This is a genomic window from Roseovarius nubinhibens ISM (genome assembly GCF_000152625.1).
GTDB lineage: Bacteria > Pseudomonadota > Alphaproteobacteria > Rhodobacterales > Rhodobacteraceae > Roseovarius > Roseovarius nubinhibens.
On the sequence record NZ_CH724156.1, the window covers coordinates 154,951 to 176,958 of the forward strand.

The following is a 22,008-nucleotide window of genomic DNA, read 5'->3' on the forward strand; positions in this document are numbered from 1 at the left end:
TGAAGCCTAAAACGGGCAGGCCAAAGCGCATACAATCAAAGGATGCTACCCTCGCGCGTTTCAGCAACAATATGCTGCGTCCCGATCAATTGTTTCAGACCCGCGCATGTTAACCTTTGCCCGCGCCCCGTCCACCGCGTCACAGGCCTTGATGAGACCTCAGATCAGTTCGCCTGCCAACGAGTTGGTCATGCTCTCGACGATCCGCACTCGGCGCAGATCGCCCACCGCAACCAGCGCATCCTTGACATGAACCGCATGCAGGTAATCCGACTTGCCGACCATCTGGCCCTCGAACCGCCCCGGCTTTTCGAACAACACACTCATCTCGCGCCCGACCATACCGTCCTGGATTTCGCGCTGATGCCGGGTGATCAGATCCTGCAGCCGCCCGAGCCGCTCGGTCTTGACCGCCTCTTCGACCTGCGCCCGCTCTGCCGCCGGGGTGCCGGGCCGGGTCGAATATTTGAACGAATAGGCATAGCCGTATTTCACCGCTTCCACGAGGTCGAGCGTCGCCTGAAAATCCTCTTCGGTCTCTTCCGGAAAGCCGACGATGAAATCGCCGGACAGCACGATATCGGGCCGCGCCGCGCGGATCTCCTCCATCAGCCGCAGATAGCTCTCGGCCGTATGGCTGCGGTTCATCCGCTTGAGGATCCGGTCCGACCCCGATTGCACCGGCAGATGCAGATAGGGCATCAGCTTGGCACAGCTCCCCAGCGCCTCGATGAGCGCCGCATCCATGTCATTCGGATGGCTGGTGGTGAACCGGATGCGCTGCAACCCGTCGAGCTTGTCCAGCTCCCAGATCAGCCGCGCCAGCCCCCATTCCGCCCCATCCGGCCCCTCGCCGTGATAGGCGTTCACATTCTGCCCCAGCAAAGTGATCTCGCGCACGCCCCGCTCGATCAGATCCCGCGCCTCGTCGAGAACCGCCTTGACCGGGCGGCTATATTCCGCGCCCCGCGTATAGGGCACCACGCAGAAGGCACAGAACTTGTCACAGCCCTCCTGCACGCTGAGAAAGGCGCTCGGCCCCCGCTGCGCCTTGGGCCGCCCCTTGAGCCGGGCAAACTTGTCCTCTTCGGGAAAATCGGTGACCAGCGCCTTCTGGCCCTGCCGCGTCTTCTCTTCCATCTCCGGCAGCCGGTGATAGCTCGACGGGCCGACCACCAGATCGACAAGCGGCTGCCGCCGCATGATCTCTTCGCCCTCGGCCTGCGCGACACAGCCCGCCACGCCGATCTTGAGATCGGGCTTGGCCTCCTTGAGACCGCGCATCCGGCCCAGCTCGGAATAGACCTTTTCCGCCGCTTTCTCGCGGATATGGCAGGTGTTGAGCAGAATCATATCCGCCTCTTCCGGGCTCTGGGTCTCGACATAGCCCTGCCCGCCCAGCGCCTCCGCCATGCGCTCGCTGTCATAGACATTCATCTGACAGCCATAGGTCTTGATATAGAGTTTCTTGGCATCGGACATGCTGTCTCTCCCGGATCGCGCTTTGGGCGCTTGCTATATCAGATGCCGGAGCACTTGCAATGCAAGGGCATTTCCCCCAGTCTTTGACGAAAACGCCCGAGGCCCGATATGCAGTTCTCCCAGTTTGACGATTTCCTCACAAATGGCCGCGACCTGCTGGCGAAAGGGCCGATCGCGCTCGTTTTTCTCGAAGACGACACCGAGATCGACAGCACCCTGCGCCACCATCTCGACGCGGGCTTCAAATCGGTGCTGGTCTTCGCCCCCGATCCCTTTCCGCTCGCGCCCGACGTCGCCGAAGAGGTGCACCGCATCTCCTTCGACCGCACCCGTGGCGATGATTACGTGGCCGCGATCAACAAGATCATCCCGCTGGCCGCCGGCCAATGGCTCTATTACTGCTTCAACGCAGAATATCTCTTCTACCCGTTCTGCGAGACCCGCAACGTGGCCGAGCTTCTGGCCTTCCATGCCGAAGAACGCCGCGACGCGATGCTGAGCTATGTGGTCGACCTCTATGCCGACGATCTCGACCGCTTCCCCAATGCCGTCTCGCTGGAAACCGCGCTTCTCGACCGCACCGGCTATTACGCGCTGGCCCGGCTCGATGCGGCCAATCACAACCACCCCAAGGACCGCCAGCTCGATTTCTACGGCGGGCTGCGCTGGCGCTACGAGGAACATATCCCCGCGCCCCGGCGCAAGATCGACCGCATCGCCCTCTTCCGCGCCAAGGACGGCCTCACCCTGCGCCCCGACAACACCTTCTCGGACGAGGAATACAACACCTACGCCTGCCCCTGGCACAACAATCTGACCTCGGCCATCGTCTCCTTCCGCACCGCCAAGGCGCTGAAACAGAACCCCGGCTCGACCTTCGACATCCAGACCTTCAAATGGCACAATTCGACGCCCTTCGAATGGCACTCGCGCCAGCTCCTGGACCTCGGCCTCATGGAACCCGGCCAGTGGTTCTGAACTAACGCGCCCAACACTCCGCCCAGCCGCTTCCCCACACCCGCTTCTTCTGGCCAAAAAATATCCCGGGGGTCCGGGGGCAGCGCCCCCGGCCAGACCGCAATCCTTAACACCCCCGGCTCGACACCCGGCCCCAAACCCCCACAGTCGCAATACCGTCGTAATACCGACGCGTCACCGACCCGCCATTTTCACCCCCTCCGCCCCTGCGGCCCAAAAGCTTAACAAAGAAAACCGGCCGCGGGATCGCCCCCACGGCCGGTCTCAACTGTCACAGTCTGAGCCGCTCAGAGGCTCAGAGATTGTCCGCCTGCGGCATGCCCAGCACATGGAACCCGCCATCGACCCGGATGATCTCCCCGGTGGTGCAGGCCCCCGCCTCAGAGGCGAGATAGACCGCAGTCCCCCCCACCGCCTCGAGCGTGGCATTGGCCCGCAACGGCGCGTTCTGGTCGCAATGCTTATAGGTCCGCCGCGCGCCGCCGATTGCCGCGCCCGCAAGGGTTTTCATCGGCCCGGGCGAGATCGCGTTGACGCGGATGCCATCGGGGCCGAGGTCATTGGCGAGATAGCGCGTGGCGCTCTCCAGCGCCGCCTTGGCGACCCCCATCACATTGTAGTTCGGCACCACCCGGTTCGACCCCTGATAGGTGAGCGTGATCAAGCTGCCGCCCTTCTCCTTCATCAACGGATAGGCGCGCCGCGCCACGTCGATAAAGCTATAGGCCGAGATATCCATCGAATGTTTGAAATTGGCGCGGCTGGTGTTGAGGAACCGCCCCGTCAACTCGGATTTGTCCGAGAAAGCAATGGCATGGACGACAAAGTCAATGCTGTCCCAGCGCGCCTGCAGCGCCTCGAATGCCGCGTCGAGCGAGGCATCATCGGTCACATCCACATCGAGCAGCAGATCCGATCCGACGCTTTCCGCCAGCGGCTCGAGCCGCTTGCCAAAGGCTTCGCCCTGGTAGGAAAAGGCGAGCTCGGCGCCGGCCTCATGCATGGCCTTGGCGATGCCCCACGCGATGGAGCGGTCATTCGCCACCCCCATGATCAGGCCGCGTTGGCCCTTCATTGCACCCATTGCTTTACCCTACCCTTGAAACTTGCTCAGCAGCATCGAGCCATTCGTGCCGCCAAAGCCAAAACTGTTGGTCATCACCGTGTCGAGCCCGGCATTGTCGACCCGCGCCGTCGCGATCTCTTCCGGCTTCAAGGCCGGGTCGAGCGTGTCGACATTGATCGAGGGGATGATGAAATCATGCTCGAGCGCCAGCAGGCAATAGACCGCCTCCTGCGCGCCGGTCGCACCCTGACTGTGGCCGGTCATCGACTTGGTCGAGGAAATCGGCGGTGTCGACCCCTCGCCAAAGACCCGGCGCACCGCCTCCACTTCGCCCACGTCACCCACCGGGGTCGACGTGCCGTGTGCGTTGATATAGCTCACTTTTCTGCCCTCAGGCAGCCCGTCGAGCGCCAGCCGCATGGCCCGTTCGCCGCCCTCGCCCGACGGCGCGACCATGTCGGCCCCGTCCGAGGTGGCGCCAAAGCCGGTGACCTCGGCATAGATCTTGGCCCCGCGCGCCCGCGCATGATCGAGCTCTTCGAGCACCAGAATGCCGCCGCCGCCCGAGATCACGAACCCGTCGCGATCCACATCAAAGGCCCGGCTCGCACGTTCCGGCGTGTCGTTGAATTTCGACGACATCGCACCCATCGCGTCAAACAGGCACGACAGCGTCCAGTCGAGCTCTTCGCCGCCGCCCGCGAACATCACATCCTGCTTGCCCATCATGATCTGCTCGGCGGCATTGCCGATGCAATGCAGGCTCGTCGAACAGGCCGAGGTGATCGAATAGTTGATCCCCTTGATCTTGAACGCCGTCGACAGGTTGGCCGAGATCGTCGAACACATGGTTTTCGGCACCGCAAAGGGCCCGATCCGCTTGGTCGACCCGGTCTTGAGCACGGTCTGATGCGCCGCCAGCATGGCGCTGGTCGACGGCCCGCCCGACCCGGCGATGAGCCCGGTGCGCGGGTTGACGATATCGCTCTCCTCGAGCCCGGCATCGGCAATCGCCTGGCTCATCGCGATATGGGCATAGGCCGCCCCCGGCCCCATGAACCGCAGCGTGCGCTTGTCCACATGTTCTGACACATCCAGATTGACGGCCCCCGCCACCTGGCTGCGGAACCCGTGTTCCTTCATGTCCTCATTGGCGGTGATCCCCGATCGACCCGCCTTGAGCGAGGCGAGTACCTCCTCGGCATTATTGCCGATCGAGGATACGATCCCCAGCCCTGTCACGACCACGCGGCGCATGGCTGCCTCCTTTTTTCAGTGATGGTTTAGCTCTCGGAAAGAGCGACCTTCATATCCTTGACCTGATAGATCACCTCGCCATCGGCCTCGACCCGACCATCGGCCACCCCCATGGTGAGACGCCGGGTTTGCACGGCTTTGGTGAAATCCACGTAATAGGTGAGCATCTTGCGATCCGGCCGCACCATCCCGGTGAGCTTGACCTCGCCGACGCCGAGCGCATAGCCCCGCCCCTGCCAGCCGCGCCAGCCGAGGTTGAACCCGGTGAGCTGCCACAGCCCATCCAGGCCGAGACAGCCGGGCATGATCGGGTTGCCGGGGAAGTGGCAGTCAAAGAACCACAGGTCCGGGGTGATGTCGAATTCGGCAACAACATGACCCTTGCCATGGTCACCGCGGTCGGCGCTGATATCGGTGATCCGATCCATCATCAGCATCGGCGGTTCGGGAAGCTGTGCGTTGCCCGGGCCAAACAACTCGCCACGCGCACATTTCAGCAGATCGTCCTTATCGAAGCTGCTCGGGTAATCGGCCATGTAGGCATCCTTCTCATTTCTGGTGCCGGTCTTTAAGTCCCTCTAACATCGGCGGCAACGACCATGCAAGCGCGTCCGATTGACTGAGGTGCCGGATTTCCGTTTGAAATCCCCGGTAATCCCCCTTTATATTTAGCTCATCTGAAAGGATGCCAGCATATGACGCCGCAAGCGATCGAAAGAGGGACCGAATGGCTGACCCAAGCCGGGTTGCGCCCCACGCGTCAGCGCGTCGCCTTGGCGACCCTGCTGATCGGCGACGGTCAACACCGCCATGTCACCGCAGAGAGCCTGTTCGCCGCCGTGCGCGACACCGGCGACAGCGTGTCGCTGGCCACGGTCTACAACACGCTGCGCGCCTTCTGCGAAGTCGGGCTTCTGAACGAGGTGACGGTCGATGGCTCCAAGAGCTATTTCGACACCAACACCCATGATCACCCGCATTTCTTCTGGGAAGACGAAAACCGTCTCTCCGATGCCCCCGCCGATCAGCTCGAAATCACCCGCCTGCCCGACGCCCCCGAAGGCGCCGAGATCGCCAAGGTCGATGTGGTGATCCGCCTGCGCAAACGCAGCTAAGCTCGCCCCTATTCGCTCACCCTTATTCGCCCACCCTTATTTGCCGGAGCCCAGCCATGCGCGCCGTGACCTATTCCCGCTTTGGCCCTGCCAGCGATGTCCTCTCCCTCGCCGAGATCGACCGCCCCAGCCCCGCTGCGGGCGAGGTTCTGGTGCGTCTGGCCTTTTCCGGCGTGAACCCCTCGGATGCCAAGGCCCGCGCTGGCAGCCGTCCGGGCGTGACCAAGCCCGATCACCCGCTGATCGTGCCGCATTCCGACGGCGCCGGCGTGATCGAGGCGGTGGGCGACGGGGTTGATCCGTCCCGCGTCGGCCAAGAGGTCTGGCTCTGGAATGGCCAATGGCAGCGCGCCCTCGGCACCGGGGCCGATTACATCGCCCTGCCCGCCGCTCAGGCCGTGCCCCTGCCCAAAGGCATCAGCCTTGAGACAGGCGCAACCCTCGGCATTCCGGGGCTCACCGCCGCCCATACGGTCTTTGCCAGCGGCACGGTCAGCGGCCAGACGCTGCTCATCAGCGGCGGCGCAGGCTCGGTCGGCCATAACGCGGTGCAATTGGCGAAATGGGGCGGCGCCAAAGTCATCGCCACCGCCAGCGCCTCGGCCCATGACCGGGTGCGCGCCGCCGGGGCGGATCATGTCTTTGACTACCGCGACCCCGATCTGGCCGCCAAGATCCTCGCCGCCAGTGATGGCGCGGGCATCGACCGCGCGGTCGAGGTGGAATTTGGCCAAAACGCCGCGCTTCTGGGCGAGGTCATGCGCCCCAATGGCACGATCTGCGCCTATGGCTCGGGCGGCGACATGACCCCCACGCTGCCCTTCGGCCCCTATCTGTTCAAGGCGCTGACCCTCGACATCGCGCTGGTCTATATCCTCCCCGAGGCCCAGCGAGAGGCGGCCATCGCCCATCTCCACAAGGCCCTGACCGCAGGCGCGCTGCGCCCCGAGATCGACCGCATCCTGCCGCCCGATGCCGCCGCCGAGGCGCATGAGGCGGTGATGACCCCGGGCCGCGCTGGCGCTGTGCTTCTCGACATGCGTTAAGGCGCGCCATTCCCTTCCCCCGCGCCTTTCCCTTCCCCCCGATCCGTGCCAGTCTCGCCCGCGACAAGACCGCACAAAAGACCGCACGGAAGACCGCACAAAAGATCGAGGGGACAGCATGCCAATCACAACCTGCATTTTCGACGCCTATGGCACGCTCTTTGACGTGGCCGCCGCCGCCCGCATCGCGGCACAGGAACCGGGGCGCGAGGCCTTCGCCGCGCTGTGGCCGCAGATTGCCCGCGACTGGCGGCTGAAACAGCTGCAATACACCTGGCTGCGCGCGGTGACCGGCGATCACACCGATTTCTGGGCGGTGACCCAAGACGGGCTCGACTGGGCGCTTGAGGCCGCCAAGCTCGACGGCGACGCCGATCTGCGCGAACGCCTCCTGCAGCTCTATTGGGAGCTCGAGGCCTACCCCGAAGTGCCCGCCATGCTCGCCGCGCTGAAAGAGGCCGGGCTCAACACCGCGATCCTGTCGAACGGCTCGCCCGACATGCTCAATGGCGCGGTGAAATCCGCAGGCATCGGCGATCTGCTCGACGATGTGCTCTCGGTCGAAAGCGTCGGCATCTTCAAACCGGCCCATGTGGTCTATGATCTGGTGGGCCAGCGCTTTGACTGCGCCGATGACGAGGTGCTCTTTGTCTCGTCCAACGGCTGGGACGCGGGCAGCGCCGCAGGCTATGGGTTCACCACCGTCTGGGTCAACCGCGCGGGCGAACCGGTCGACCGGCTCCCGGCCCGTCCCGGCACCATCCTGTCGGACCTGACCCGCATCCCCGAACTGGCGGCGCGCTGATGCCGCGTTTCGCCGCCCGCGATGGCCTGATGCTGCATTACGAGGATGAGGGGGACGGCCTGCCGCTCCTTTGCCTCGCGGGGCTCACCCGCAATTCCGGTGATTTCGAGTTTCTGCTGCCGCATCTGGCGGGCTGCCGGGTCATCCGCATGGATTACCGAGGCCGGGGCCAGTCGGACTATGCCGATGATTTCATGCGCTATTCCATCCCGCAAGAGGCCGAGGACGCCATCGCGCTTCTCGATCACCTCGGGATCGGCCGCGCCGCGATCCTCGGCACCTCGCGCGGCGGGCTCATCGCCATGACGCTGGCGCTCACAAATCACGACCGGCTGGCGGGCGTCATCCTCAATGACATCGGCCCCGAGATCGACGGGCTGGGGCTGGGCCGGATCATGGACTATCTCGGCCGCAGACCCCAGTTCGACACGCTCGACGCGGCGGCTCAGGCGCTCAAAGCCGCGATGGAGCCCGGCTTTCCCGGCGTGCCGCTCTCGCGCTGGCGGCGTCAGGCTGACCTCATGTGGTATGAAGCCCCCAAGGGCGGGCTTGGCCTGCGCTATGACGCGCGGCTCCGCGATGCGGTCATCGCCCAATCTGCGAGCGGCCCCAGCCCCGATCTCTGGCCTTTGTTCGAGGCCATCGGCCCGCTTCCCGTCACCGCCCTGCGCGGCGCCAATTCCGACCTGCTGAGCGCCGCCACGCTGGAGGAAATGGCCCGCCGCCTGCCCCACCTGCGCGCCGTCACCATCCCCGACCGCGCCCATGTGCCCTTTCTCGACGAACCCGCTTCCCTGACCGCCATCCAAGAGTTTCTGGAGACCTTCCAATGACGTCCATCGACATGATCCGCGCCGCCGCCACACGGATCAACGGCCACGCCCGCCGCACCCCGCTCCTGTCCTCGCCCTTCCTCGACGAGATCGCCGGCCGCCGCGTGCTGATCAAACCCGAATGCCTGCAACAGACCGGCAGCTTCAAATATCGCGGCGCCCGCTCGGCCATCTCGGCGCTCGACGACGCGACCCGCGCCAAGGGCGTCATCGCCTTCTCGAGCGGCAACCACGCCCAGGGCATCGCGCTCGCCGCCCGCGAAATGGGCGCCCCCGCCGTGATCATCATGCCCGAGGACGCCCCGCGCCTCAAAATCGACAACACCCGGGCCTTTGGTGCCGAGGTGGTGCTCTATGACCGCGCCCGCGAAGACCGCGACTCCATCGGCGACCGACTGTCCCGCGACCGCGGGTTGACCCTGATCAAACCCTTTGACGAACCCCAGGTGATCGCCGGCCAAGGCACCACCGGGCTCGAGATCGCCGAAGACGCAAGCGCCCTTGGCATCACCGAGGCCGATGTGCTGGTCTGCTGCGGCGGTGGCGGGCTCACCTCCGGCATCGCGCTGGCGCTCGAGGCCGACGCCCCCGGCCTGCGCGCCCGCCCGGTGGAACCGCAAGGCTTTGACGACGTGACCCGCTCGCTCAGCGCCGGCGAGATCCAGCGCAACAACAGCATGGAGGGCGGGCTCTGCGACGCTATCCTGACGCCCCAGCCCGGCACTCTCACCTTCCCGATCATGCACCGTCTCTGCGGCCCCGGCCTGGTGGTGAGCGACGAGGACGCGCTGCGCGCCATGGCTCTCGCCTGGCAGCGGCTCAAACTTGTGGCCGAACCGGGCGGTGCCGTGGCCCTCGCCGCCGCCCTCTTCCAAGGCGCCGAGACCCGGGGCGACACAATCATCGCCGTCATCTCGGGCGGCAATGTCGACCGCCCCGTCTTTGACCGCGCCCTCGCCACCCTGGCCCAGGACTGACCCCGGAGACCGCCATGACCCGCTTTACGATTGCCTCCTTCAACGTCAAGAACCTCATCGGACCGGACAAGGAATATTACGAGTTTCAGAGCTACACCCCCGAGGAATACGCCTGGAAAGAGGATTGGATGGCCGATCAGCTGGTCACCATGGATGCCGATATCGTGGGCTTTCAGGAAATCTTCGAAGAAGAGGCCCTGCGCGCCGTCCTGCGCGAGGCCGACGCCCGCGCCGAGATGCTCAACGAGGCGGTCATCCCCGACCGGACCAAGAGCTATCGGCGCAAGGTGATCTTTCGCAAGCTGCGGGTCGATCCCTATACCGGGGCCGAGCTGGCCTTTGCCGCCAACAGCGCCGATGACGGCGTCGCGGGCAAACGCCGCCCCGGCCTCGCCATCCTGTCGCGCTTTGGCTTTGCCGGCACGCCCGAGGTGATCCAGGATCTCGCCACCCCGATCGAGATCCCCTTTCAGGCGCTGCGCGGGCTCGAGGGCGACACCGACGCCGGGTTCTACCGCATCCGCCGGCTGAGCCGCCCGATCCTCAAGGCCCGCATCCCGGTGGGCGACCGCACCATCACCGTCTTCAACTGCCACCTCAAATCGAAACTGGGCGAATATCTCACCCCCGAAGGCGCGGATTACGCCCCCGAAGAGGACCTCACGAATTACGACCCCGTCGGGCGCGCCTTGGGCAGCCTCCGCGCCGCCCTGCGCCGCATGGCCGAGGCCTGGGTGCTGCGGGCCGAAATCGTGCGCGAGATCGAGGCCGGTCATCCGGTCATGGTGCTCGGCGATTTCAACGATGGCGAAAACGCCGTCTCCACCGAAATCATCACCGGCGAGGCGCCGTTTCGCAACTATGCCTGGATGCTGCGCCACGACGCCAAGGACCGCAACGACCGCTACAGCGAGGAAGAGCACCGCCAGATTTCCGAGGATGTGCAGCGCCTGCGCCTGCGCTCGGCGGAAAAGCTCTTCGTGCGCAAATCCCTGCGCGACATGGTCTATACCACGGCCTTTGGCGGGGTCTATGAGAGCATCGATCAGATCTTCCTGTCGCGCCATTTCGACCCGGATCACGAGGGCCGCATCGGCGAAATGACCTATTACAGCGTCTTCAACGACCACATCACCGATGGCAGCCACCCCGAGGCCCCGTATAATAAACTCGCCTCCGACCATGGGCAGATCATGGCCCATATCACCCTGCGCAAATGACCGGCGCGCAAGACATCGCATTGGCCCATGACCTGATGGGACCCGAGGGCGCGCCCGCCGTGGTGCTTTTGGGCACGCTCGGCACCGATGCCGCGCTCTGGCAGCCGCTCTTGCCGCATCTGCCCGGCACCCTGCGCTATCTGAGCGTCGATCTGCGCGGCCATGGCGCCTCGCCCTGCCCGCCCGGCCCCTACCGGATGGGGGCGCTGGTGGGCGATGTGGAACGGCTGCTCGACGGCTTGGGCCTGCGCGACACGCTTCTTGTCGGCTGTGGCCTCGGCGGCATGATCGCCCAAGGGCTCGCGGTCAAACGGCTCGATCTGGTGCGCGGGCTGGTGCTGATCAATTCCGCCGCGCGGCTTGGCCAGGCCGCCCCGTGGCAGGACCGCGCCACCCGCATCCGCGCCTCTGGCATGGGTGCCTTTGCCGAGGAGATGCTGCCGCTCTGGCAGGCCCGCAACCCCGAAGCTCAGGCGGCTGATCCCGCCGCCCTGCTCGCCCGGCAATCGCCCGAGGGCGTCGCCGCCACTTGCGAGGCCATCGCCGGCACGGATTTCTACACCCCCACCAGCGGGCTGCGCCTCGCCTGTCTCGGACTGGCCGGGATCGACGACCGGTTCTGCCCGCCGGACCTCACCCGGGAAACCGTGGGGCTCATCCCCGGCGCGAAATTCGAGATCCTCCGCCGCGCCGGTCACCTGCCGATGCTCGACGCGCCCGAGACCCTCGGCGCGCGGCTGGCTGCCTTTTTTGACGGCATCGGCCACCCTGCCCCCACGTCCCAGCACAGACATTGAAATTCACCCTTGAATGCCCCCCGCGAATAAGCGCAGGCTGACCCAAAACAGGGGGGTGCCATGCCCGAGATCCAAGCCGCCGTCTGCCACGCCTTTGGCGAAGAGCTTCGTATCGAAACCGTGCATCTGCGCGGCCCGGCCGCGGGCGAGGTCATGGTCGATCTCGACGCCGTCGCCATCTGCCATTCCGACATTTCCTATGCCGACGGCATCTGGGGCGGCTCGCTGCCAGCGGTCTATGGCCATGAGGCGGCAGGCCGCATTACGGCGGTGGGCGATCATGTCACCGGGCTGGCCCCCGGCGATCCGGTGGTGGTCACGCTGATCCGCGCCTGCGGCCAATGCGGCACCTGCGCCACCGGCACGCCCACCCAATGCGAAACCCCCTATGATGGCGACGCGGGCCCGCTGAGCATGCCCGATGGCAGCAAGCTGCATCAGGCCATGGCCTGCGGGGCCTTTGCCGAAAAGGTCACCGTGCATCACAGCCAAGTGGTGAAACTGCCCGAAAGCGTGCCGATGGACAGCGCCGCGCTCATCGCCTGTGGCGTCATCACCGGCATCGGCGCGGTGGTCAACGCGGCCCATCTGCGCCCCGGTCAGGACGCGGTGGTGATCGGCGCGGGCGGTGTCGGGCTCAACGCGATCCAGGGCGCCCGCATCGCAGGGGCCCGCCGCGTCGTGGCGGTCGATCTCAACGCCGACAAGCTCGAGGTTGCCCGCGAGTTTGGCGCGACCGACACCGTGCTCGCCAGCGACCCGAAACCCTGGCGCGCCGCCAAAACGGCGCTGGGCCGGGGCGCGGACGCGGTGCTCGTAACCGTGGGGGCGATCCCCGCCTATGATAGCGCGCCGCGCTATCTCGCGCCGGGCGGCAAGATCGTGATGGTCGGCATGCCCGCCTCGGGCGCCGTGTCGAGCTATGAGCCGGTGAATTTCGCCGCCGTCGGCCAGTCGATGATCGGCTCCAAGATGGGCGATGTGGTGATCCGCCGCGACATCCCGTGGATGATCGACCTCTATGGTCAGGGGCGGCTCAAGCTCGACGAGTTGATTTCGCGCCGCTGGCGGCTCGACGAGATCAACGAGGCCATCGCCGACACCCGCTCGGGCAGTGCCAAACGCAATGTCATCATGCTGAAATAGCCACAGTCGCTTTGCCGTCGCGATACCGACGCAATACCGACCCATGAATCACAGGAAAACCGACGTCATGAAGCTCCAGGACCTCGACATCATCATCACCGCCCCGCCCGCGCCGGGCTGGGGCGGGCGCTACTGGATACTGGTCAAGCTGACCACCGCCTGTGGCATCACCGGCTGGGGCGAATGCTATGCCGCCTCTGTTGGGCCAGAGGCGATGCGCGCGGTGATTACCGATGTATTTCAAAGGCATATGGAGGGTGAGAACCCCGAGAATATCGAGCTGATGTTCCGCCGCGCCTATAGCGCGGGCTTCACCCAACGACCCGACCTGACGGTGATCGGCGCCTTCTCCGGCCTCGAGATCGCCTGCTGGGACATCCTCGGCAAAGCCCGCAACCGCCCCGTCTGGGCCCTGCTCGGCGGCCGCATGAACGACCGCGTCCGCGCCTACACCTATCTCTACCCCCAACCCCAGCACGACATCGCCAGCTTCTGGACCTCGCCCGAGATGGCCGCCGAGAGCGCCAAGGCTATGATAGATAAGGGATATACGGCGGTGAAGTTCGACCCCGCGGGCCCCTATACGCTGCGCGGCGGGCATATGCCGGGGATGCGCGACATCAGCCTGTCGGTCGCCTTCTGCAAGGCCATCCGCGAGGCGGTGGGCGACCGCGCCGACCTGCTCTTTGGCACCCATGGGCAGTTCACCACCGCCGGTGCAATCCGGCTCGGCCAGGCCATCGCGCCCTACCAGCCCTTGTGGTATGAAGAGCCCATTCCGCCAGATAATGTGGCTCAAATGGCCGAAGTGGCGCGGGCGGTGGGGGTGCCGGTGGCGACGGGCGAGCGGCTCTGCACCAAGGCGGAATTTGCCCCCGTGCTGCGCGCCGGGGCGGCCGCGATCCTGCAGCCGGCGCTGGGCCGCGCCGGGGGCATCTGGGAGGTCAAGAAAATCGCCGCCATGGCCGAGGTCTATAACGCCCAGATGGCACCGCATCTCTATGCCGGGCCGATCGAATGGGCGGCCAATATCCACCTCGCAACATCGATCCCTAACCTCTTGATTGCAGAGACAATTGAGACGGATTTCCACCGCGATCTGATCAAGGGAAGCCTGCAGATGGACGGCGGCTACATCCTGCCGCCCGAAGCGCCGGGACTGGGCATCGAGGTCGATGAAGAGCTCGCCCGGGCGCATCCCTACAAGGGCTCTGGGCTGCATCTGGAGATGCAAGAAGCGCCCTGCGACTACGAGCGCGGCAATGCCTTCCAAGGCGGCGCTGCCACCGAAAAATGACCTGTCGGTGACACGTCGGTATTGCGTCGGCAACGCGACTGTGGCCCGGATCGCCCCTCTGACCAAGGCGGGCGATCCCTGACAGCTGTCGGATTCTGGGTATTTGAAACCAGAAAGAGCCAGGCGCGGCGCGGTCCGCTCAGGGGGTGCGCCAAGCCGTCAGGGCAGCAGTCCGAGCCAGAGCCAGGCGGTCAGCACCGTGAGCCCGGTGGCCAAGAGCACGCTCGACGCCACCACGCGTTTCGCCCGGTCATACATATTGGCGAAGAGATAGGCGTTGATCCCCGGCGCCACCGAGGCGGTGATCACCGCCGAGCGGGTGGCCTCGGTCGGCAGGCTGAGGGTTTGGGTCAGCCCATAGGTGATCGCCGGATGCAGCCCCAGCGTCAGCACGATGACGCAGGCGATGAGCCGCAGATCGCCTTCGGGGCGGTATTGCACCAGCACGCCGCCCAGCCCGAAAAGCGCTGCCGGAAGGGCTGCGCGCCCGATCAGTTCGAGCCCCTCCCAGAGCGGGCCGGGCAAGGGCAGACCGGTGAGATTGACCACCAGGCCAAGCCCGATGCCGATGATCATCGAATTGGAGAACATCGCCTTGAACACCCGTTTCACCACCTGCCCCACCGGGGTGCCACGGGCGCGGACCATCTCCATCACGGTGATGCCGACGCCGTAGCAAAAGGGCGAATGCAGCGCGATGATCGCATAATTGGCGGTGAGCGCGTCCATGCCATAGGCGCGTTCGGTGATCGGCAGGCCGAGCAGCACCGAGTTGGAAAAGAGACAGCAGAACCCCACCGCCACCGCGTCCTCGATATCGCGGCCAAAGACTTTCCAGGTGATCAGCAGGCCGACCACAAAGGCGACGACCGCCCCGGTGTAAAAGCTCGTCATCAGCCGCCATTCGAACCCGGCCGAGAGGTCGAGCCGCGCGATGGCCACGAAGAGCAGGCAGGGAATGGCAAAACCCTGGGCAAAGCGCATCAGCCCTTCGACATTGACCGCCGCGACCCAGCCGCGCCAGACCGCGAGATAGCCAAAGCCGATGACCACGAAGATCGGCAGGATAACGTCGAGAAGTGCCTGCATGCCCTAAACCTTCTGTGTCAGCACCATGCCGTCATAGGCCGGTCTGATCCAATCGGGCAGCTCGTCGCAGAGCGTCGCGTAATCCATATCCACATGCATATTGGTGAGCACGCCCTGTTTGGGCCGCGCCCGGTGCATCCACTCGAGCGAGCGGGCGAGATGGGCATGGGTCGGATGCGGCGTGCGGCGCAGCGCGTCGAGGATCCAGACATCGAGCCCCTCGAGCAGCGGCCAGGCCTCTTCGGGGATCTCCGAGACATCGGGCAGATAGGCCAGCGCCCCGATGCGAAAGCCCAGCGCGTCGATGCCGCCATGGGCGACCTCGAAGGGCGTGAGCGTGATCGTGCCCCCGGCCCCGTCCACCGCGATATCGCCGTCGATGGCGCAGAGGTTGAGGATCGGCGGATAGGGCGAGCCCTTGGGCTGCACGAAGGCATAGCCAAAGCGCGCCAAGAGCGCGTTTTGCGTGTCGCCATCGGCCCAGACATCGAGCCGCGCGCCCCGGTTGAACACCACCATGCGCAGATCGTCGAGCCCGTGCACATGATCGGCATGGGAATGGGTATAGACCACCGCATCAAGATGGCCGACCCCGGCATCGAGAAGCTGTGAGCGCAGATCGGGCGAGGTGTCGACCAGCACCCGGGTCATGCCCTCCGGCCCCTCCTGTTCGATCAGCAGAGAACAGCGGCGGCGGTGGTTGCGCGGGTTTTCCGGGTCGCAATCGCCCCAGAGCCCGCCGAGACGCGGCACGCCGCCGGACGAGCCGCTGCCCAGGATGGTAAAGCGCTGTGTGCCACCCTGCCCGCTCATGCGGCGGCCTGATAGGCTGCGGCCTTGGCGAAGAGCCGGTCAAAATTGGCCTGAGTCTGCGCCGCGAATTCGGCCCAGTCGAGGCCAAAGACCTCGGCGCCTTTTTGGCCGGTGTGCACGGTATAGGCGGGCTCGTTCCGTTTGCCGCGATGGGGCGGCGGCGCGAGATAGGGCGCGTCGGTTTCCAGAAGGATGCGGTCGACCGGGGCGGCGGCGAAAATATCGCGCAGCTCCTGGCTGCGTGGGAAAGCGGCGATGCCCGACATCGACAGGTAAAACCCAAGATCGAGCGCCGCCCGGGCGAGATCGGCCCCGGAGGAAAAGCAATGCATCACGCAGGAATAGGCGCCATTGGCATGTTCCTCGCGCAGGATGCGGGCCATGTCCTCGTCCGCGTCGCGGGAATGGATGATGAGCGGCAGCCCGGTCTCGCGCGCGGCGGCGATATGGGTGCGCAGGCTCTCTTGTTGGGCCTCGGCGCTCTCGGAGGTGTAGTGATAGTCGAGCCCGGTCTCGCCGATGCCGACGAATTTCGGGTGTTTGGCCAAGCTGAGCAGCTCGTCCAGCGTCGCCATCGGTTCGTCCGCGACGGACATCGGATGGGTGCCCGCAGCGTAGAAGACCGGCGCATGGGCCTCGGCCAGGGCGCGCACCGCGGGTTCGTTGCACAGCCGCGTGCAGATCGTCACCATCCGCGTCACACCGGCCCGCGCGGCGCGGGCCAGCACTTCGTCGAGCTCGTCGGAAAGTTCGGGGAAATCAAGGTGACAATGGCTGTCGGTGATCTGGATCTGGGTCATCGCGGCCTCGGCTTGCCGCCGCCCTCATCAGGCAGCGGTGTCTTGCAGTTTAAACACCGTATCCAGCACCAAGGCGGCAGGGTCAAGGTTCACCGCGCGGCCATGGCGGGCCCGGGCGCCGATCTCTTGCGCACAGCTGGCCCAGGCGCGGGCGGCGGCGGCATGGGGGGCGAGGCGCAGAAAGGTCGCGGCCTCGTCGGGGGCCGCCTCGGGCAAGAGCGCCTGACCCATGGCCCCGGTCCGTGCCAGCCGCGACAGCGCCGTGTCAAAGAGCGTGATCAACAGGTCGAGCCGCTCTTCGGCGCCGCGCTGGGCGGCGGCCTCGGCGAGGCGCAGGGCGCGCGGCCGGTCGAGCCGTGGCAGGCTGCCAAGGATGCCGATGAGTTCGGCATAGATGTCAAGCCCGCCGAGATTGCCGAGCCGCAGCGCCTCGCCCACCGACCCGGCGGCCAGCGCCGCCAGCGCCTCGGGGCGGTCGGTTTCGGCCCCGGCCTGGGTCAGCGCCTCGGCCATATCTTCGGGCGAGAGCGCGCCGAGCCGCAGCTCGCGGCAGCGCGAGCGGATGGTCGGCAGGAGGCGCGCGGGCTGATGGCTCACCATCAGGATGGTGGTGCGGGCGGGCGGCTCTTCGAGCATCTTGAGCAGCGCGTTGGCCGCCTGCACGTTCATCTCATCGGCGCTGTCGATGAGCACGACCCGCGCCCCGCCCTCGGTGGCCGAGAGCTGGAGAAAGCGGTTTAGCTCGCGCACATCCTCGGCGACGATCATCGGGCGCAGACGGCCAGTGTCGGGATTGACGCGGCGGGTGATGTGGTAAAACCCCGGCTCGGACCCGGCGAGAAGCCGCGTGGCGACAGGGTGATCGGGGGGAATGGCGAGGCTCTCGGGCGGTGGCGGTGCCCCGAAAAGCCCGTCATCCGCGCCCGGCGCCGGGGTGGCCAGCAGGAAGCGGGCGATCTGCCAGGCGAGCGTCGCCTTGCCGACGCCGCGCGGCCCGGTGATGAGCCAGCCATGGTGCAGCCGTCCCGAGGTGAAGGCGTCGAGAAAGGCCCGCTGGGCCGCGTCTTGGCCGATCAGCCGCGCGGTTTCGCGGGGGTGCGGCGCGCCTTCGACGCGGTCGGGCTGGGGGGCATCGTCGCTCATGTCAGGGCCGCATCGGTGAGCGTGGCGATCTGACCTGCCACCGCGTCGATTTCGCCCGCGCCATCGACCACGCGGATGCGGTCAGGATGCGCCTCGGCCAGATCGAGGAAGCCGGCGCGCATCCGGCGCTGCCACTCGATGCCGCGCCCCTCAAAGCGCTCTTCGCCGCCCTGCCGCGCCAGCGCACGGGCGAGGCCTACCTCCGGGTCCATGTCGATGAGGAGCGTCAGGTCCGGCTCGCGTCCGATCATCAGGTCGTGGAGCTGATCCACCAGCGCCCGCATCTCGGCACTGGCGAGGCCTTGGTACATGCGGGTGCTGTCGGCAAAACGGTCACAGATCACCACCTCGCCCGCCGCCAGCGCGGGCAGGATCACCCGTTCCATATGGTCGCGGCGCGCGGCGGTGAAGAGCAGGATCTCGGTCTCGGGCGACCAGCGGTCCCCGGCCCCTTCGAGCACCAGCTTGCGGATGTCCTCGGCCCCCGGCGAGCCGCCCGGCTCGCGGGTGAGCCGCACGCGCAAGCCGCGCGCCTGCAGATGGTCGGCCAGACGGCGCACCTGGGTCGATTTGCCGGAGCCGTCGATGCCTTCGAAACTGATGAATACCCCGGCGCGTCCGGCGCTCAAGACGCGCCCTCCGCCGCCGGGTCCGCCGGGGCGGCCTCGGGGGCCGGACCCTTTTGCAGCCGCCCGAGCAACAGCCCGGTCACCGTCTGCAGCCGCGCCGAAAACCCGCCGCGCGCCACCGAGGCCGAAGCCACCAGAGGGATGCGGGTCTCGGGCAGGCCTTCGGGGGCAAAGACCAGCTCGGCCAGCTTATCGCCTTGCTTGACCGGTGCCTCGATCGGGCCGGTATAGACCACCTCGGCCTTGAGCGGCCCGGCCGACATGGCGGGCATCAGCGTGCGCACATCCTCGGCGGCCTCGAGCCCCACGGTCGTCGCATCGCCCATCCAGACCTTGGCCCGGGCCAGCTCGACCCCGCCGCGCACCACCTGCTGTTCGGCGAACTGGCGGAAGGCCCAGTTGACGATGGCCTCGGCCTCTTCGGCGCGCGCCTCGGCGCTGGCCAGACCGGAGATGACAAAGATCACCCGACGGCCGTTCTGCACCGCCGAGCCCACCAGCCCATAGCCCGCCTCGGCGGTATGCCCGGTCTTGAGCCCATCGGCGCCGATCCCCAGCCCCAACAGCGGGTTGCGGTTATAGCGGTTCTGGCTTTCCTTTTCGTCAAAGAGGAATTCCTCCTCGGCGAACATCGGGTAGAATTCGGGGAAATCCTCGATGAGCTTGCGGGCCAGAAGGCCGAGATCGCGCATGCTCATCCGGTGGCCCGGCGCGGGCCAGCCGTTGGAATTGGTAAAGGCGGAATTGGTCATGCCCATATTCTGCGCCCGGCGCGTCATGAAGCGGGCAAACCCGGCCTCGGTGCCATCGGGGCTCAGCGATTCCGCCAGCACCACACAGGCGTCATTGCCCGAGAGCACAATGATGCCGCGCAGAAGATCTTCGACCGACACCCGCTCGCCCGCCTGCAAGAAGAGGGTCGAGCCACCATAGCGCGCCGCATGGGCCGACACCGGCAGCGTCTCGGTCATCGACAGGCGGCCGTCGCGAATGGCCTCGAAGGTCACATAGAGCGTCATCAGCTTCGACATGGAGGCCGGCGGCAGCGGCTGATCGGCGTTTTTCGCCAAGAGCACCGTGCCCGTCCCCACATCCACCACATAGGCCGCGGTGGCCCGGGTATCAAAGGCGCGGGCGGCCTGGGTCAGTCCCAGAGCCAGGCCAAGCGCCAACAAGAGCGAAAGGGCGATGCGGGGCAATAGGGTCATATCAACAGGTCCGTCCGGGGTTGGTGTCTCAGTTACTCACGGCATAGGCATCGTCAAACCCGATGCCCTGGATTTTCTTCAGCAAAGCGGCGCGCTCGCTCTCGGTGCTCGCCGGGCCGACGATGACGCGCCAGAAGGTCTTGCCCTTGGAACTCTGTTCGAGAACCGTTGGCACCATCCCCGCCTGCCGCATCGCGGTGGCGGTGTTGTTGGCGTTGTCCTCGACGCTAAAGATGCCGATCTGCAGATAGGGCTTGCTCAGCTTCGAGCCGCCCGAGGCCGGTTTCGGCGCGGCGGCGGGGGCCGGCGCGGCCACCGGTTTCGGTGCAGGCGCAGCGGCCGGGGTGATGGCGCTGTCGCCTGCCGCGGCCTCGGCCTTGTCGATGGCGGCGGCGGCCCCGGCGATGGGATCGAGCGCCGTGGTCTCGACCGTGTCGGCGGCGAGCCCGGCGGCGGCGGGATCGGCTGCGGCCCCGGCCTCGGGCGCGGCCTCGCGGCGCAGCGCCGTCACGTTGAGCTTTTGCGGCGATCCGGCCAGCATGCCAAGCGCGGCGGCGGCGTCCGAGGACACCTGCAGCCGCGGCCCGGGATTGGCCCGTTCGCGGCGGAACAGCGCGCCGATGACGAATTTTCCATTGCCCGCATGGCGGATGATCACCCGCTCGGGCTCTTTCACGTCGGGATGCGCCACCCAGACCCCGCCGAGCGACGGCCGCCCGTCCCAGAGCCCCTCATCGGTGACTTGAAATACCTCGGGCGCCTCGACATCGCGCTCGACCAGCCGCACCGAAGAGGTGCTCGCCGCGCCGCTCTCGGCGGCGGCGTCGGGGCGTTTTTTGAACGGGCTGTTTTCGCCCAGGCCCTGACAGCCCGCCAGCGCAAGTGCCGCGACGCTTGTCAGCATCAAGGCAGAAGCCCGACGCGCGTTTGTCTTGCTATAAATACTCATGCCTCACCGACCCTTGCCTGTTTGCAGCGCCGCTCGGCGCCGCCATCCCTCATGCTCACTGTTGCGGCCCGGCTGTGCCCCGGGTTCAATCGTTACAGGCGCGGTCATTGCCACGCAGGGGCAATGTAGCGAAACGCCCCTCGCATGGAAAGGACATCGGGCGCGGGTCGGCAAAAATCCCCGTGATTTCGCATCTTTCAGAATCGCGCCGCCCGGTGTAGCACCGCTCGGACCGGAGGAGTGGCAGAGTGGTCGAATGCACCGGTCTTGAAAACCGGCGTGGGTTCACGCCCACCGTGGGTTCGAATCCCACCTCCTCCGCCAACATCACCTTCGGCAACATTATCTTTAGAAATCAGCACCTTAATAGAGATGCTAAATTTCATACCCCACACGTTTCCCCCACACGCTTCCCCCATACAAAAGCGTATTCAGCCTTAGCCTTAGTATTTGCACGGTAGGCGCAATCCACAATCATCTCCGACGTTGTAATCGAAAGCAGCAAGGATGCGGATGAAGACTGATCAGCCATCCCACCATATGCCCCCAGCAAGCGACCAAACGTTTGTGGTTAAGCAGCCTCCCCTTCCTTGAGGATGCGATAAACACTTGCCCTACCGATGCTCAGCCGTTTGGCAATTTCTGTGGCTCCCACGCCCTCAGCATGCATCGCGAGCACCTCGGTAGCCTTCGCCTTCGCAGTGGGTTTACGGCCCTTGTACTTGCCTTCTGCCTTGGCCTTGGCGATACCTTCACGCTGTCTCTCAAGCATGATGGATCTCTCGAACTCGGCGACGCCGCCCAACAAAGTCAGCATTAGCTTGCCCGTTGCAGTGCCAGTGTCGATGCCCATAGAGAGGATACGAAGGGCTGCCCCCTTTGCCTCTACCACCTCCAAAATCTCCAACAGGTGAGCCACAGAGCGGGCCAGACGATCCAGCTTGGTCACCACGAGGGTGTCACCCTTGCGGATGAAGTCGAGCGCCTCAGCGAGCCTCTCACGGGCTTTGACATCCACTGAGGAAACCTGTTCTACAAAGACCTTCTCACACCCAGCGCCAGCCAATTCTCGTTGCTGTGCCTCAAGACCTGCTGTCTGATCCACCGTCGAGGTCCGAGCATACCCAACAATCATCATTCAACTCCTTAAAGTGTCTCATTGAAATCTTAGACCATCTAACGGAGGCGTCTCAAAACCTCAATACCAATCTAGTGAGACTAAAGATTGGGTGAAGATGAGACGCCTCTTTAGGCCAAGCTCTTTTGGTACAGTCCAAGGAACCAACAAGAGCGACTGCCACCGCCTTTTCCTGATCTCCAAGAGGGGGGTGGTGGGATGCCAAAAGCGACTTCAAAAA

The 22,008-nt window shown here is 65.7% G+C and carries 22 protein-coding genes and 1 tRNA gene; 11 read left to right on the forward strand and 12 right to left on the reverse strand.

Annotation, left to right across the window (positions count from 1 at the left end; all coding sequences use genetic code 11):
* Positions 1-159 precede the first annotated feature (159 nt).
* A complete protein-coding gene (miaB, locus tag ISM_RS00770; protein ID WP_009812182.1) occupies positions 160-1,482 on the reverse strand; it encodes a tRNA (N6-isopentenyl adenosine(37)-C2)-methylthiotransferase MiaB in 1,323 nt (440 codons plus the stop codon).
* A gap of 108 nt (positions 1,483-1,590) precedes the next feature.
* Between miaB and ISM_RS00775 the strand changes: the two genes are divergently transcribed.
* Complete coding sequence (locus ISM_RS00775; protein WP_009812183.1) at positions 1,591-2,460, forward strand: glycosyltransferase family 2 protein; 870 nt, start codon at positions 1,591-1,593, stop codon at positions 2,458-2,460.
* Between the two features lie 295 nt (positions 2,461-2,755).
* Here ISM_RS00775 and ISM_RS00780 read toward each other — a convergent pair whose 3' ends face one another.
* The 3 genes from ISM_RS00780 to fabA are packed head-to-tail and all read right to left on the reverse strand — an operon-like array spanning position 2,756 to position 5,319.
* Positions 2,756-3,535: an enoyl-ACP reductase FabI gene (locus ISM_RS00780; protein WP_009812184.1), complete on the reverse strand. Its 780-nt coding sequence runs from the start codon at positions 3,533-3,535 to the stop codon at positions 2,756-2,758.
* 18 nt (positions 3,536-3,553) lie between these two features.
* The gene (gene fabB, locus ISM_RS00785) at positions 3,554-4,783 is read right to left on the reverse strand and encodes a beta-ketoacyl-ACP synthase I (RefSeq protein WP_009812185.1); all 1,230 of its coding nucleotides are present in this window, start codon (positions 4,781-4,783) and stop codon (positions 3,554-3,556) included.
* Between the two features lie 26 nt (positions 4,784-4,809).
* Positions 4,810-5,319, reverse strand: coding sequence for a bifunctional 3-hydroxydecanoyl-ACP dehydratase/trans-2-decenoyl-ACP isomerase (gene fabA / locus ISM_RS00790; RefSeq protein ID WP_009812186.1), 510 nt, complete (start codon positions 5,317-5,319; stop codon positions 4,810-4,812).
* 159 nt (positions 5,320-5,478) lie between these two features.
* Here fabA and irrA point away from each other — a divergent pair, with 159 nt between their 5' ends.
* The 9 genes from irrA (at position 5,479) to ISM_RS00835 (ending at position 14,019) form a co-directional block, all read left to right on the forward strand.
* On the forward strand, positions 5,479-5,898 hold the full coding sequence (irrA, locus tag ISM_RS00795; RefSeq protein WP_009812187.1) for an iron response transcriptional regulator IrrA: 420 nt from the start codon (positions 5,479-5,481) through the stop codon (positions 5,896-5,898).
* A gap of 56 nt (positions 5,899-5,954) precedes the next feature.
* Complete coding sequence (locus tag ISM_RS00800; RefSeq protein WP_009812188.1) at positions 5,955-6,944, forward strand: NADPH:quinone reductase; 990 nt, start codon at positions 5,955-5,957, stop codon at positions 6,942-6,944.
* A gap of 118 nt (positions 6,945-7,062) precedes the next feature.
* A complete protein-coding gene (locus ISM_RS00805; protein WP_009812189.1) occupies positions 7,063-7,749 on the forward strand; it encodes a haloacid dehalogenase type II in 687 nt (228 codons plus the stop codon).
* Positions 7,749-8,582, forward strand: a complete 834-nt coding sequence (locus ISM_RS00810) for an alpha/beta fold hydrolase (protein WP_009812190.1) — start codon at positions 7,749-7,751, stop codon at positions 8,580-8,582. The genes ISM_RS00805 and ISM_RS00810 overlap by 1 nt, the downstream gene beginning before the upstream one ends.
* Positions 8,579-9,559 carry a threonine ammonia-lyase gene (locus ISM_RS00815; protein WP_009812191.1) on the forward strand — a complete coding sequence of 327 codons (981 nt, stop codon included), beginning with the start codon at positions 8,579-8,581 and terminating at the stop codon, positions 9,557-9,559. Before ISM_RS00810 ends, ISM_RS00815 begins: the two co-directional genes overlap by 4 nt.
* A gap of 14 nt (positions 9,560-9,573) precedes the next feature.
* On the forward strand, positions 9,574-10,779 hold the full coding sequence (locus tag ISM_RS00820) for an endonuclease/exonuclease/phosphatase family protein (RefSeq protein ID WP_009812192.1): 1,206 nt from the start codon (positions 9,574-9,576) through the stop codon (positions 10,777-10,779).
* On the forward strand, positions 10,776-11,576 hold the full coding sequence (locus ISM_RS00825; protein ID WP_009812193.1) for an alpha/beta fold hydrolase: 801 nt from the start codon (positions 10,776-10,778) through the stop codon (positions 11,574-11,576). The genes ISM_RS00820 and ISM_RS00825 overlap by 4 nt, the downstream gene beginning before the upstream one ends.
* A gap of 60 nt (positions 11,577-11,636) precedes the next feature.
* Positions 11,637-12,722: a Zn-dependent alcohol dehydrogenase gene (locus ISM_RS00830; protein ID WP_009812194.1), complete on the forward strand. Its 1,086-nt coding sequence runs from the start codon at positions 11,637-11,639 to the stop codon at positions 12,720-12,722.
* A gap of 67 nt (positions 12,723-12,789) precedes the next feature.
* Positions 12,790-14,019: a mandelate racemase/muconate lactonizing enzyme family protein gene (locus ISM_RS00835; RefSeq protein ID WP_040617742.1), complete on the forward strand. Its 1,230-nt coding sequence runs from the start codon at positions 12,790-12,792 to the stop codon at positions 14,017-14,019.
* Between the two features lie 159 nt (positions 14,020-14,178).
* Here the strand turns inward: ISM_RS00835 and ISM_RS00840 are convergent, their stop codons facing one another.
* Genes ISM_RS00840 through ISM_RS00870 form a run of 7 tightly spaced genes read right to left on the reverse strand, consistent with a single transcriptional unit; the run spans position 14,179 to position 20,605 of the window.
* Entirely contained in the window at positions 14,179-15,108 is a 930-nt protein-coding gene (locus tag ISM_RS00840; RefSeq protein WP_009812196.1) for an AEC family transporter, read from the reverse strand.
* Positions 15,109-15,111: 3 nt separating this feature from the next.
* A complete protein-coding gene (locus ISM_RS00845; protein ID WP_009812197.1) occupies positions 15,112-15,921 on the reverse strand; it encodes an MBL fold metallo-hydrolase in 810 nt (269 codons plus the stop codon).
* A complete protein-coding gene (locus ISM_RS00850; RefSeq protein WP_009812198.1) occupies positions 15,918-16,721 on the reverse strand; it encodes a TatD family hydrolase in 804 nt (267 codons plus the stop codon). Before ISM_RS00850 ends, ISM_RS00845 begins: the two co-directional genes overlap by 4 nt.
* Before the next feature lie 27 nt (positions 16,722-16,748).
* Positions 16,749-17,864 carry a DNA polymerase III subunit delta' gene (locus tag ISM_RS00855; RefSeq protein WP_009812199.1) on the reverse strand — a complete coding sequence of 372 codons (1,116 nt, stop codon included), beginning with the start codon at positions 17,862-17,864 and terminating at the stop codon, positions 16,749-16,751.
* The gene (gene tmk, locus ISM_RS00860; RefSeq protein WP_009812200.1) at positions 17,861-18,493 is read right to left on the reverse strand and encodes a dTMP kinase; all 633 of its coding nucleotides are present in this window, start codon (positions 18,491-18,493) and stop codon (positions 17,861-17,863) included. Before tmk ends, ISM_RS00855 begins: the two co-directional genes overlap by 4 nt.
* Positions 18,490-19,701 (reverse strand): D-alanyl-D-alanine carboxypeptidase family protein, encoded by a 1,212-nt coding sequence (locus ISM_RS00865; RefSeq protein ID WP_009812201.1) that lies wholly within the window; start codon positions 19,699-19,701, stop codon positions 18,490-18,492. Before ISM_RS00865 ends, tmk begins: the two co-directional genes overlap by 4 nt.
* A 28-nt stretch (positions 19,702-19,729) precedes the next feature.
* Positions 19,730-20,605 (reverse strand): SPOR domain-containing protein, encoded by an 876-nt coding sequence (locus ISM_RS00870; protein ID WP_009812202.1) that lies wholly within the window; start codon positions 20,603-20,605, stop codon positions 19,730-19,732.
* Between the two features lie 279 nt (positions 20,606-20,884).
* Between ISM_RS00870 and ISM_RS00875 the strand changes: the two genes are divergently transcribed.
* Positions 20,885-20,974, forward strand: a tRNA-Ser gene (locus ISM_RS00875).
* Between the two features lie 247 nt (positions 20,975-21,221).
* Here the strand turns inward: ISM_RS00875 and ISM_RS00880 are convergent.
* Complete coding sequence (locus ISM_RS00880; protein ID WP_040618214.1) at positions 21,222-21,785, reverse strand: recombinase family protein; 564 nt, start codon at positions 21,783-21,785, stop codon at positions 21,222-21,224.
* Positions 21,786-22,008: the final 223 nt, after the last annotated feature.